General features: G+C 37.9%; 12 protein-coding genes and 1 riboswitch. Of the genes, 5 read left to right on the forward strand and 7 right to left on the reverse strand.

Annotation, left to right across the window (positions count from 1 at the left end):
* Window positions 1-214 precede the first annotated feature (214 nt).
* The 4 genes from trhO to G322_RS0103220 form a co-directional block, all read right to left on the reverse strand.
* A complete protein-coding gene (gene trhO, locus G322_RS0103205; protein WP_022940368.1) occupies window positions 215-1,195 on the reverse strand; it encodes an oxygen-dependent tRNA uridine(34) hydroxylase TrhO in 981 nt (326 codons plus the stop codon).
* 169 nt (window positions 1,196-1,364) lie between these two features.
* Window positions 1,365-2,861 (reverse strand): alpha/beta fold hydrolase, encoded by a 1,497-nt coding sequence (locus G322_RS0103210; protein ID WP_022940369.1) that lies wholly within the window; start codon window positions 2,859-2,861, stop codon window positions 1,365-1,367.
* A gap of 129 nt (window positions 2,862-2,990) precedes the next feature.
* Window positions 2,991-3,983 carry a phosphotransferase gene (locus G322_RS0103215; protein WP_022940370.1) on the reverse strand — a complete coding sequence of 331 codons (993 nt, stop codon included), beginning with the start codon at window positions 3,981-3,983 and terminating at the stop codon, window positions 2,991-2,993.
* A gap of 162 nt (window positions 3,984-4,145) precedes the next feature.
* Complete coding sequence (locus G322_RS0103220) at window positions 4,146-5,207, reverse strand: OmpA family protein (RefSeq protein ID WP_051143722.1); 1,062 nt, start codon at window positions 5,205-5,207, stop codon at window positions 4,146-4,148.
* A gap of 172 nt (window positions 5,208-5,379) precedes the next feature.
* Between G322_RS0103220 and G322_RS0103225 the strand changes: the two genes are divergently transcribed.
* Window positions 5,380-5,982, forward strand: coding sequence for an acyl carrier protein phosphodiesterase (locus G322_RS0103225; RefSeq protein WP_022940372.1), 603 nt, complete (start codon window positions 5,380-5,382; stop codon window positions 5,980-5,982).
* 32 nt (window positions 5,983-6,014) lie between these two features.
* Here the strand turns inward: G322_RS0103225 and G322_RS0103230 are convergent, their stop codons facing one another.
* On the reverse strand, window positions 6,015-6,578 hold the full coding sequence (locus tag G322_RS0103230; RefSeq protein WP_022940373.1) for a phosphoribosyltransferase: 564 nt from the start codon (window positions 6,576-6,578) through the stop codon (window positions 6,015-6,017).
* Window positions 6,579-6,721: 143 nt separating this feature from the next.
* On the opposite strand from G322_RS0103230, the gene G322_RS19830 reads away from it, so the two are divergent.
* Window positions 6,722-7,369: a hypothetical protein gene (locus tag G322_RS19830; RefSeq protein ID WP_022940374.1), complete on the forward strand. Its 648-nt coding sequence runs from the start codon at window positions 6,722-6,724 to the stop codon at window positions 7,367-7,369.
* Window positions 7,370-7,377: 8 nt separating this feature from the next.
* Here the strand turns inward: G322_RS19830 and G322_RS0103240 are convergent, their stop codons facing one another.
* Window positions 7,378-7,953: a TetR/AcrR family transcriptional regulator gene (locus G322_RS0103240; protein ID WP_022940375.1), complete on the reverse strand. Its 576-nt coding sequence runs from the start codon at window positions 7,951-7,953 to the stop codon at window positions 7,378-7,380.
* Between the two features lie 63 nt (window positions 7,954-8,016).
* On the opposite strand from G322_RS0103240, the gene G322_RS0103245 reads away from it, so the two are divergent.
* The 3 genes from G322_RS0103245 (at window position 8,017) to G322_RS0103255 (ending at window position 11,735) form a co-directional block, all read left to right on the forward strand.
* A complete protein-coding gene (locus G322_RS0103245; RefSeq protein ID WP_022940376.1) occupies window positions 8,017-8,937 on the forward strand; it encodes a Gfo/Idh/MocA family protein in 921 nt (306 codons plus the stop codon).
* Complete coding sequence (locus tag G322_RS0103250; RefSeq protein WP_022940377.1) at window positions 8,937-10,013, forward strand: hypothetical protein; 1,077 nt, start codon at window positions 8,937-8,939, stop codon at window positions 10,011-10,013. The genes G322_RS0103245 and G322_RS0103250 overlap by 1 nt, the downstream gene beginning before the upstream one ends.
* A gap of 132 nt (window positions 10,014-10,145) precedes the next feature.
* A riboswitch (cyclic di-GMP riboswitch) is annotated at window positions 10,146-10,230 on the forward strand.
* 83 nt (window positions 10,231-10,313) lie between these two features.
* Window positions 10,314-11,735 (forward strand): fibronectin type III domain-containing protein, encoded by a 1,422-nt coding sequence (locus tag G322_RS0103255; RefSeq protein WP_022940378.1) that lies wholly within the window; start codon window positions 10,314-10,316, stop codon window positions 11,733-11,735.
* Between the two features lie 74 nt (window positions 11,736-11,809).
* On the opposite strand, the gene G322_RS0103260 is transcribed toward G322_RS0103255, so the two are convergent.
* On the reverse strand, window positions 11,810-12,364 hold the full coding sequence (locus G322_RS0103260) for a PEP-CTERM sorting domain-containing protein (protein ID WP_022940379.1): 555 nt from the start codon (window positions 12,362-12,364) through the stop codon (window positions 11,810-11,812).
* Between the last annotated feature and the right edge of the window lie 345 nt (window positions 12,365-12,709).

The following is a 12,709-nucleotide window of genomic DNA, read 5'->3' on the forward strand; positions in this document are numbered from 1 at the left end:
GAATCGTTACACAATAACTTGCGCTAAATTGTTTTCAAAAAGCCTTAAGTGACTGGCTATTTTAAAAACAAAATTGCAAGTAATGTTGAAGCCAATCCTAAATGACGGATTTTTTTGAAAACAAAAGCGCAAGTAATTTTGAGGCCGATCCTTAGTGACTGTTAAAGCAATAATATCATGATGATACTATTGCTTCATTTAAACTGAACTTATTTTAGTTTTTAGCGCGTTGTACCGCTTTAAGTGCCTTTTTTTGAGTTCTGTTTTTTTCTAATTGCACTAAAGCATCACTACCGATATGTGCTTGACCACGCAGTGTTGCCAAATGCATCTGCTTTTCTCGCTCTGCAAAACGGTGTTTTTGAGCCTCGGTAATGGAATCAAAACATTGATGGCATGAGATGCCTTTAATGTATTTATCAGATTTTTTATCTTCTTCAGTAATCGGTAAACGGCAGCCATGACATTGATCATATTGCCCTTTTTTTAACTGATGATTAACAGAAACACGATTATCAAAAACAAAACATTCCCCTTTCCACATCGTTTGTGCCTCGGGTACTTCTTCAAGGTACTTCAGTACACCACCTTCAAGGTGATAAACCTCATCGAAGCCTTGCTCTTTTAAGTAAGCAGTCGATTTTTCACAGCGGATACCACCAGTACAAAACATAGCGATTTTTTTATGTTTTTTAGGATCGAGATTTTCTTTCACATAAGCGGGAAACTCACGAAAAGAGGTGGTTTTGGGATCAACCGCATTTTCAAAAGTACCAATGCTGATCTCATAATCGTTACGTGTATCAATCAGTAAGACGTCGGGATCGCTAATCAGCGCATTCCAATCTTGTGGTTTTACATAACTGCCTACCGTGTGGCGCGGATCAATGCCCTGCACACCCATGGTCACAATCTCTTTTTTTAGTTTTACTTTAGTGCGGTAGAATGGGTTGTCTACATCATAAGACTCTTTGGTGGTTAATGCCTGTAAACGCGGATCTGACTTTAACCAGCTAATGACATTATCGATCCCTTCACGGGAGCCTGCGATAGTGCCGTTGATCCCTTCACTGGCCAGCAATAACGTCCCTTTTACCTCATTATTTTTCATAATAGTTAATAACGGAGATTGAATCTCTTGATAGTTATCAAGTGCGACAAAACGGTATAACGCACAAACGATGATATTTGACATGGTATTTCCTCAGATTGCTAACTGGAACGTAAATCCAGCGCTTTAAATAAGGCGGTATTATATTGAGTGATTTATGAACACACAACTCATGAATTTAACAGTGAAGTAACAAATAGGTAACAAGATTGTGAAGTGGCTGATGCATCGCATCAGCCTGATAGGTTAAAGGCTAAAATGTGCCTGGTGGATTTTGTTGAGCTGGGTGGTTGAATATTTTAGTCATTTTTCTTTGCTTGTTAGTATTTATATCACAACTTGCATCTGCAATTTTGACCGTTGGATCAAGTAAATAGCCAGTGGTATATTGATCAACGCAGCGGATGTTGGTGTAACTAAATGCATGGCTCACTAAGTTCTTAACAGTGATCACTGTCGCTAAATCACCAAAGCTATTGGCCATCTCGGTTGTCCATTGGTAAGGTGTGGCGGTGTCATATTGTCCACCAATAATAAGTATCTGCTGGCCCGATAAAATATCTTGCATGGACTTAACATGATCGATAGGGTCGCGTTTAGGTTGCCAGTTTGCGCACATTGCAGAGTACTTCCACATGTATGCCCCATATAACATCGATTGTTGTTCAAATTCAGGCAGACTAGCATTTATCTCTGACTGTGTTAATCCGATTGATTCATCGGTACATACAACGGCGGTGAAAACTTGATTGAATCGTAGATCATCTGCAGTGTATTCACTAGATGACATGCTGTTAAGTTTATTAATCAGTGGTTCTGCTTTATCGTCATCAAGCAATGTGATGAGTTCATTTTTTATTTCAGCCCAGTCACCCCAAGCCTCTCTGCTGACCGTATGAGTTAATGTTGTACTGATGTTTGCCATAGAGAGGTGCGAACCATCATTAGCTGTATATTCATTCGCATTATAGAAATGGCTAATGACTGCTTCATAGCTTTGTTTTTGTTGTGGATTAAAATCTAAGCGATAATTTGCGATCAAATCATTACCTGCTGTAGACGCTTTTTTAAGGTCAATAAAGTTGTCTGAAACAGGTGGCATGGGGGAATCTAAAACCATCGCGCGTACATTTTCAGGGAAATATTTAGCATATAAAGACCCTAGGCGTGTGCCATAAGAGTAACTAAAGAAACTAATTGTTTCTTCACCTAATGCCTTTCGTAATTCATTCATATCTTTGACAATGGTATTACTACCCATATAAGGCGCGACTTGTGTAAGCGTATCATCACAATTACCTGTCGTAGCTGCGAGTGCAATCGCGCAATCCGTCAGTTCAGTTGCAAAAGCACTTTTACCTGTACCGCGTGGATCTAAGGCCACAATATCAAAGTGTTGTAATATTTCATCGGGAAAATCATGGGTGATCATACGTGATGCACCCTGTACTGCTTCACCACCTGGCCCGCCAAAATTAACCATTAAAATACCGATACGGTTATCGGTATCTGATGCTTTATGAATGGCATAGTGCACTTCAACCGTTTCAGCATCTGCTTGGTAATAATCTTTAGGAACCGTTAACATTTTACAAAACATATTATCCGGGCAAGCGGGGATGATACGCTCCCATTGACTCCCTTCTTTATCAGTTGAGTCGGTTGCTGAATAGCTATCGCCTCCACCGCCTCCTCCACCACAGCCAAATAAAATAGTCGATAGGGACAAAGCAAGTATTGAACGGTACATAATAATCCTTTATTAAGTCAGAGAGTTTAATTTCCATTCATATTATCATCTTTAAGTCACCTGCATATTTATTTTTAAGTGTTTTATGTTCTTAAATAGACAAATTAAATACTTAGTCAAAAAAACATCCTAACACCCGCAAATATTGAATTTAATAAGTGTTTTTTCTGTTTGTTGTGCCTCACGCAAAAACGCTATTTTCTGATCGAAATAATGTTCATCTAACCAACCCTTAGCAATTGCAATATCAATATGTAACCCCATTAACCAAAGTTGGCGAATGGAGACCAATATGTCTACCATTGCTAAGTCGTTGTTATTAAGAGGACGATATTGTAAGTAACGTTGTAAAAACGCTTGCCATATCTCATCCTCTTTTTTATCTTGTTTTAATGCCCATTTAAACACCGCTAAATCATAAACACGTAGTCCAAAACCACAGCAATCAAAGTCAAAAAAAGCGAGTTTATTGCCATCATAGTGTGCGTTTCCACCGTGTAAATCACCGTGACAAAAACCAAGGTCTTGTGATTCATTGAGTGCTTGTTGTAGGTGCAAAGAAGCGGTTTTTGCATAGTTTGAAATAAACGCCCAATCATCACCTCTTTCTTTTAAAAAGGGTTTTATTCGTTGCAGTGGCTCGGTAATTAAATGCTTAACATCTAATTTAAAACGCTGAAATTCACTACTGAATTGTTTCGATGCAAGGTGAAGTTGAGCCATATATTTCCCATATAAGGCTGCATTTTCAGTGCTGTTGAATTTAAGCTCTTTGCCTTGAATATAACGAGTTAATATCGCGTAGCGTAACCCCTCAGGCGCATTGATACTGACAATATACTCTCCGTTGTGGGTGACCATCGGATAAGCAACATATAGTCCCTTTTTTTGCACGTGAAGCAACGCATCTAACTCGAATTTTATCTCCTCTAATGTTCGCCAGTTATGGCGATAAATGCGTAATAAAAAAGTGTCTGAAGTGGTTATTACTTTGTAAGAATCATTTAATCCTTGGCACCAAAACTCACAATGTAGGACATTAAGGATTTTAAATTGTGGAATAATTTCTTTTAATAGTGCATTGGCGCTGGTCACAGAATAGCTAACAGGTAGTTGGCGCATCAGATTTCCTTTGAATTGAGACTCTTTTTAGGCATGAGTTGCGACAAAATCGTTATTATATACAAATGGAGGGAAGTAGTAAGGATGATTAAATTAGGGATAATAAAAAAATGCCAAGGTACCTATACGTTGGCATTCAGATTTTATGATTTATGACTGAACTTATTTTTTAGTGACAAAAAACGAGGGTGAGAAAACAGATACACGACGGTTTTTTGCTTGGCCTTCTTTGGTTTGGTTATCTGCAATTGGTGCTAATTCACCTTTTCCTGAGTAGGTAATACGATCAGGGTTGATGGAGAACTCTTTTATTAAGTAATCACTTAATGCTTTAGCGCGTTGCTCTGAAAGCTTTTGATTACTTGCTTCAGGGCCACTTGAATCGGTATGTCCAACAGCAACAATTGTTGCTTTAGGGTGCTCTGTTAAGTGTTTAATGATGGGTTGTAATTGTTCAATTGATGCTGCAGAAAGAGTATTACTTTGAGAGTCAAAATAAACTTCTGCTGTTTGGTGAATAATTTCAATCGCTTCTTCTTTTATTTTCTCTACGGCAGGTGCAATAATAGTGGCCTCTATTTCTTCAGCAATAGGTTCCTCTTTTGTTACCTTAGGTTTTTCAGTGATGGGTGCATCTTTAACGATAACATTCTCACTTTTACCCCAGCTATAGACCAATCCAAGTGCGACTAAGTGAGTATCCCAACCAGACGTATAGGCTTCATCATTTAACGTTAGGTTGTGGTAAAATTGGTATTCTAAGCGCGCAGAAAGATTCGAGCTAAAGTGGTGTTCGATACCTAGCCCTAGTGTGCCATCAATATCTTTTTCTTTGAGCCCTGAAAGCTGTTTCTTGCCTTCGGTTTTATATGCAAAACCACCCGCTTTAACAAATAGGTCTAATGATTTACTGGCTTGCCAAGTAAATTTACCAACGAGCTCTAGTGACTCATTAGTGATGTTCGCGTGATCACCTATTTCAACTTTTCCTAAATAGGTATAGCCAGTTTCTAAAGCAAACCAATTATTGATGTTGTAACCTAAAAATAATCCACCAGCCAAATTCTTATTATCAATATCTGCATTTTGAAATTGGTTTTGCTCAAAATCACTATAGTGTGTCGCTCCAATTCTAGCCCCCGCATACCAAGTGTTATCAAGGTCATTTGCTACTGAACTTCCTGCAAACAATAGCGCACCTAAAACAGCAATTTTTTTATTCATTTTATTCATCCTTTTTTTAGATTAATATCTAGTGCAATTTATGGGTGCTCCATAAATTTTTATCACATATAAAGCAAGACATTACTTCATTTTCTTCATTTTTGATAGTAAGTTAGTTTCTCTTCTGTTTTTCCTGTTAACCTTTGATACTGGTACACCAACGAGCTAATTAATGAACTACCTTGCCCACTTACATATTGCTGAACATACACAAACCAGTTTATTGGGGAATTTTCTCGGTGATTTTGTAAAAGGTAACCCCGATGGATTATTTAACCTAGAAGTGGTGAAAGGGATACGTTTGCACCGTTTTGTAGACAGTTATACTGACAGTCACCCGTTAGTAAAGTCGGTTAAACCCCTGTTTAAAAAAGAGTTGCGTCGATTTTCTCCGATCACGTTAGATATGTTTTGGGATCATTGTTTGGCGAAACACTGGCATAAATTTCATGAATATTCATTGGTGGATTTTTCGTCACAAGCGCAAGTGATGATAAGCCAAGAAACAGCGCTGTTATCACAACCATTACCGGCAAGGTTTGAAAAAGTATCACGCTTAGTTTGGCAAGGTCGGTGGTTTGAGCATTATAGAGACATTAAAAATATAGAGTTCGCTTTGCAACGCATCGCGTCACGGAGTCCACGTATCGCACCATTAGCGGGTACTTTTGAAACATTAATTACGCATTACGATCAGTTAAGTGATACGTTCTTTGAGTTGTATCCTGACGTACTCGTTGCTGTGATGGCACAAACAAAAAAGGAGACAAAATAGTCTCCTTATTGTATCAATTTAATTTATTGAATTTAATCTTTAAACAAGTGCTTAATGTTTTCAAGATCACTCTTGCCATTAAGAATCTCTTCAATACTTAAACCAGACACTTCATGCGGAAAGACTAACCACTCTTCTGATTCATGAATATAATAATCTGGCACCATCTCAACCGCTTTATTTTTCGGTTTGTAATAAGGGGTTGCGATACGCACGTCACGTGGCATGTTGAGGCGCATTAATTCGGTTAACTTTTCTTTTAATGCCACCACACTACGACCAGAATCAAACACATCATCAACGATTAATAAGCCGTCATCAGCATTGGCATTTTCAATAATGTAATGTAAACCATGCACTTTGATGGTTTTACTCTGCTTGCCAATGCCGTAATAAGAGGAAGTACGCACTGCAATATGGTCTGTTTCTACCTTTTTGAAATCAAAGTATTCTTGTACAGCGATACCGATCGGTGCACCCCCACGCCAAATACCAACAATAAATTGTGGACGGAAACCACTTTCATAAACTTGTGCCGCTAAGCGAAATGAATCTTCCAGTAGTGTTTTCGCGGTGATAAATACTTTGTCTGACATAGTGCCTCCTGTTAATTGTGCGCAAAGTCTAGACTAACGTCACAAAAATACAATGACTAATATCAATCCTCTGCACTATTGAAGTTTAGCGCAAGAAGTAGGTTAAACTGATTATCTCTTTTATGTGTATTTCAAGGAATTTAATGTCCACTTCGGTTCCCTATGATCGTTTTGCTCAAGTGCAGTTAAAATTGCAAACGTTATTAAAAGAGACGGTCACCAGTACCCTGTTAGAAAATCGCATTCCCGTCTCTGTGGCAGATAAGTTAGCGCGACAAGTGGCTAATAATCTCGATTTAGCCCACTTTTATGACATTATTGAACAGAATATTCAAGATACTCGCTTCCCTAAACAACGTGTTTTAGATCGTACCATTGTGCATATGTTTGAAATTTTATATCGTAGTGTCAATGTCCCTTTATCTGCAAAAGATGCCACTAATGAGAAAGAGTTCTTTAGTATTGTACCTCGTGGTGAATGCTTGGATCTGTTTCTACAGTTAGTTAAAGAGTACTGCATGGGAGATGCTGAGATAGAGAAACATACTCAGCAGATAGAGCCAATGATTGAGGAAAATTGTAATGATAATACGATTGATTGGGAAGCTATCTATGCCAGTGCAAATTTTAAGGTTTATTTAGAGGGGTTATTAAAGCTTATTTTAAGCCGTTTACGTAAAGATCAAAAACCTATTCCCGCCCTTGAAAATAAGATGCCACTTAAATACCAACCTTATCGCATTAACTCTTTTTTAAATCAGGTCTGTTTAATGTGGGAAAAAAAGCAATAAACTCACGTTTATCGCTTAAAGCGCAACAAATTTTCTACGCAAGCAGTGGCATCTAATGCGCTATTTGTGTCGCCTTGTACTAATGCTTGGTTGATCACCCCCTCTTTTAATAGACAGAGGGTATTAACAAGAAACTGATTTTTTTCAGGGTTTTGTTCAAAAGCGTTAATATGCGTTTGGATGATGTTTTTTATCGCTTCTTTGTGAGATTGGCAGGTGGCATAAACAAGTTGGTTTGATTGTCCGTATTCAGCACAACTATTATTAAAATAATCACCTCTAAAGTTACCTAAGGTGGTATCTCGATGATTGATAAAATCATCTAATAGCTCAAACAGTGCTAACAGTGCATCTTTACCAATTTCAGCTTGCTCAAGTTTAAATTTAAGGTGAGTGAGTTCTAACTGATCGCGGTAGATAAGGGTGGCAATAATTAACTCATCTTTACTAACAAAATGGTTGTAGAGGGTCTTTTTGGCAATCGATGCTGTTTTGATTATCTCATTAATGCCCACAGCATGAATTCCTTTTTGATAAAACAGTGAAAAGGCGACTTCGATAATGTGACGTTTTTTGTTATTCATATTAAACTACTCTCAATTGATATTTATTAACTATAGACCAACTTGTCTACTAAGGGCTAATTGATGAAAATTGCAATCATTGGTTTGGGAGATATTGCTCAAAAAGCATATCTACCTATTTTGACTCAGATTGAAAAGTTAGAGTTAGTTTTTTGTACGCGTAATCCCGTTACATTGACTAAATTGGCTAAGCAGTATCGAATTCAGCAGACCTATCAAGACTATCGCAAGCTTAATAAAGCTAATATTGATGCGGTAATGATCCATTCTAGTACCGCTTCACATTCAGAGATTGCAAGCTACTTTTTACAGCTGGGGATCCCGACGTTTGTCGATAAACCGTTAGCTAATAATGCTTTTGATTGTGAAAAATTGTATGAGTTAGCCGAGCAGAAACAGACTCCACTTTACATGGGATTTAACCGTCGTTTTATTCCGCTTTATCAGCAACACCTGCATAACGAACCCTTGCTTTCGTTAAGATGGGAGAAGAATCGTTTTGATCTCCCTGGAGAATTACGTACTTTCATTTTTGATGATTTTATTCATCCCCTTGATAGTGTGAATATTTATGCTAAAAATAGCATTGAAGATATTAATCTTATTACCCAGTTTAAAGGAAAGCAACTTAGCCGTTTAGATTTGCAATGGCAACAGAACGGTACGCTGTTGCATGCTTCTATGAATCGTTTATATGGCACTACCAACGAAATTGTTAGCTTTAATTACCAGAATTGCAGTTATCAATTTGACTCTTTTGTATCGGGAACAAAATGGCAAGCGAATCAACAAACAACGTTACGTTTAGCAGACTGGACACCAATGTTAACCAGCAAAGGTTTTGCCGATATGATCGATGATTGGTTAAAAGTGGTGGCAATGGGCAAATTAGACGGATCGGTTATCAAGCGTAATTTAGCAACGCATCAATTGGCGGAAGCGATTTGTCAGAAACTTGTTGCCCAGAGAAAAGGAAAAAGCTGATGCATTTTTGCTTCTCCATTACTGCACACGGTTTTGGTCACGGTGCAATTTCATGTTCAGTGATCAATCGTTTGATGAAATACCACCCGCACATTAAAATATCAGTGATGACACGGTTGCCTAAAAGTTATCTTGATTCACGTTTGATTGCTGAGTTTGATTATCATTCGATTGGTTTTGATTTTGGTATGTTGATGGCATCACCGATTGTAGTGGATGTGCAAAACAGCCGTGATAAATACCAAGCTCTTTTTGAGAATTGGCAGTCCTTTGTTGATCAAGAGAAGCAACTATTAATAGAGATAAAGCCCGATAGAATGATCAGTAATATCTCTCCCATCAGCCTTGATGCCGCTTTGCAACTTGGTATAAAAACAGCCTCCGTTGCGCCTTTTAATTGGGCGCAAATATACCAACGTTATTGTTTAGATGAAAGCCAACAAACCCAGTCTGTCTACCAAAAGATGAATGCTGTATATCAAGCGGTGGACCAAGTGTTTAAACCACTGCCTTTTGTGCCATTAGATGACGGTAGTGAGATAATCCTCGCCAGTATTAATGATCAACCGCAAGTTGATTTAGTCTGCTTGTTAAAGTTATTACCAGAAAATACAAAAAAAATAGGGTTAATAGCGCTGGGCGGTTTACCTTTTCCCTTAGATTTGACTCGCTGGCCAAAAATAGAAGGGTTACATTGGCTGGTAGATCAAACTATCCTGACTGCACGTAGTGATATGAGCCAAATAGGTCTGTTAAACATGCCTTTTTTACAGCTCGTTGCATCAGCTGATTTGATCATTACTAAACCCGGATATGGTACCTATTGTGAAATCGCTTCACTGGCAAAGCATAAAAAAATTAGAACGATCAGTCTCGAACGTCCAGATTGGCCAGAAACCCCTTATCTGAACCATTTTTTATCTGAGCGTGTGCCGTTTGTTGAAATTGATGCGTTGCAATTAAGCACAGAGGCTTTAAAAACTGTTATAGAGAATTTAAGCCAGTTAGATTACCCCAATGAGTTACTTTGCGAAGATGGTGCAATGCAATTAATTAAATTTCTACTTAGATATTAATCAGATAGATGAAATTACTGATCCTCGCTCACTATTTCTCCAAAAAATACTGGAAATTTTGTTGTTTTTTTACTATTTTATATTTATCATATACATCTAATCAATCACTCATTTGGATGTTTAAATATTGTAGCTAGAAAAAGGCAAGTTAAGGGAAACCTTAATACGCAAAGCCACCGGCCTGTCGACGTTAGTCTATGGTAGCGGAGTTACCGAGGCGATAATTGTTATTATATCCCTCCACTTTTAAAATAATACAATGTCACTGAACGCTGAATGATCACTTTTGTGGAGGCAAAAATGAATCAGCAACTTAGCTTTGTAAACAAATGTTACCTTACTTTACTCGCCTGTTTATTGCTCAACTCGATGGCTTTTGCCGAAAGCTTACAGATAAATTGGGCAGATAATTCCGATAATGAAGATGTTTTTATTGTCGAAAAGCGTTTTTTGCAGAGTGATACTTTCCAGCGTATTGCAGTCCTTTCTGAAAATACCACGCATTATAATGATGCTGATGTGAACATTGATGAAACATATTGTTATCGTATCAGTGCGTTTAATCAAGCAGGGCAGAGTATTTCAAGTGAATCATGCATGAAGGTGACTGAAACATCTTCATCGCCATCTTTGCCTTCATCCCCCTCCACACCAGCTCCCTCTTATCCTGATTTTGTTGAGGCGTCTGGAAATATGTCGATATCCCATCAATTTATCGCAAGACCTGTAGATATAGAAATAGGAGATAAAGAGTTCTATTCCTTTAAAAATAATGCGTTATATAACGATTGGTACAGCGAAGATGAGATATTTAATGTGAATTTTTACGTAAATGAAGGCCGTGTTGGGCATCATGATCTCGATTATTTTAGCTTCCAGCAACAGGGTGAGGAACTAGAAAACGGCTATGCGAGCATGAAATTTAATACAGAAAATAGCCTGTCTTTTGTTCTACAGGGAAATGGGAGCGAGCAAATTGCAACCTTATATATGAAAGCGGGCGCTTGGAGCAGTGATGCCTCCAGTATTATTGTGACTGTGGGTGATGAAGTGGAGGTTATTACATTGCCAAAAGGCTACAGCTGGTTTTATTTTTCTGTAGATATTGAGTTTGATGGGACAGCACCCGTTACTATTACCACGGACAGTGAGCGAGCTGGTTATAGCTCAGTGATGTTTGCTGGGTTGGTATTGAACAATGAAAATAATGCCAATGTAATTAAATATGCCTCTATGGTAGATGTGGATAGCAATTTTGGCGATAAGATTGATATTAGTGAAATGAAGTTTATGACCTCGCGTGGTGAAACTGGCAATGAAGATAACTCGGGTGCGAGCATTGAATCTTTAGATTTTTATGGGAAAGGTAAAATATATAATAGTCGCTATGTTTATATTAACCCTAACGGTGAAAATTACACTGGTTATCGATATATGGGCTGGAGCGAGTCAAATGGCGTAGCGATAAAACTGAAAAGCGCAGAATCTCAAGTTAGCAACGTCTCTCTTTACTTTAAAACAGGTATTTGGAGCCATGAGGCTAGTTTTGTAGAGCTGATGATTAACGGAGAAAGTCAGTTAATTGAAATCGCTAAAGGGTATCGCTGGTATTATATGAAAGTTGATATTGAATTTGAGGGGGAATTAGATCTTGACTTGCATCCATATGAGCAAAGAGGGGGGTATAGCGCACTGGGGTTTGCGGGGTTAACACTTAATTAATCAATAATCACAAATAAAAAAGCCGAAGTAGCGATAGAGATAGTCTTCGGCTTTTTAGTTTCTACTGTTTTAGATTAAGCTTGTTTTTTACGACGAGCAGCACCAAAACCAACTAATGCAAGACCTAGTAGTGCAATTGTTGCTGGAGCAGGAACTGCTGAAGCTGAGAATGTGAATTTACCATTTTCAATACCAGTTGAATCATCTGCAGAGAATGTCCATGTACCAGCAGTATCAGCATAACCAACACCTTTTAAAGTACCTGAACCCGCCAGGCGGATAAAAGTGGTGTCTGCTTGATTTAAAGTGATAGATTCCAAATCAAATGTAAATCCACCCACAGCCCATAGTGGACCTTGTAACACAAGAGGAGCGAATGAAGTGATGTTGTTGAAAGTAACAGGTGTCAATACGTTAAGTGCTTGGTAATCGCCAGCAGCAAGAAAAGTAAATCCAGCAATAAAATTTAATGATGTTACTGCATCTTTATTATTATTTAATGTTGCTTCTGCAGCGCCAAAAAAATCTAGTTTACCAGTAATCTCTTCAAGAGCTGGAGTAGCAAATGTAGATGTTGATGCTACTAAAAGTGTCGCCGCAGCAACAAGCTTTAAAAGTACGTTTTTCATGTTAATCCTTGTTTGAGTTGTTTTCCCTAACGGGGTATTTGTTTTAGCTCAAGAACAACCTGAACCTGTTTGTATATAAGCATGTAGTGTGCCAATTTTTTATTTTGTTGTTTTTCAATTGGTTATGTATTTAATGTGGATTTTTGCACCCTGTGATGTAAAAGTATCCGTCACTTCTTTAGGTGCGTTATATCAGAGATAAAATATTTTTATGATTATTATTTATTAAGTGAGGTGGCTAAAGAAATAAAGAAAAAAGGATATAAAAGTAATAGTTATCTCATAGAATGAGGAGGACGGGTATTGAACCTGTTTGCTTCTCACCATATAATTCCAGTGTATAGG

The organism is Psychromonas hadalis ATCC BAA-638, from assembly GCF_000420245.1.
In the GTDB taxonomy this organism is placed as follows: domain Bacteria; phylum Pseudomonadota; class Gammaproteobacteria; order Enterobacterales; family Psychromonadaceae; genus Psychromonas; species Psychromonas hadalis.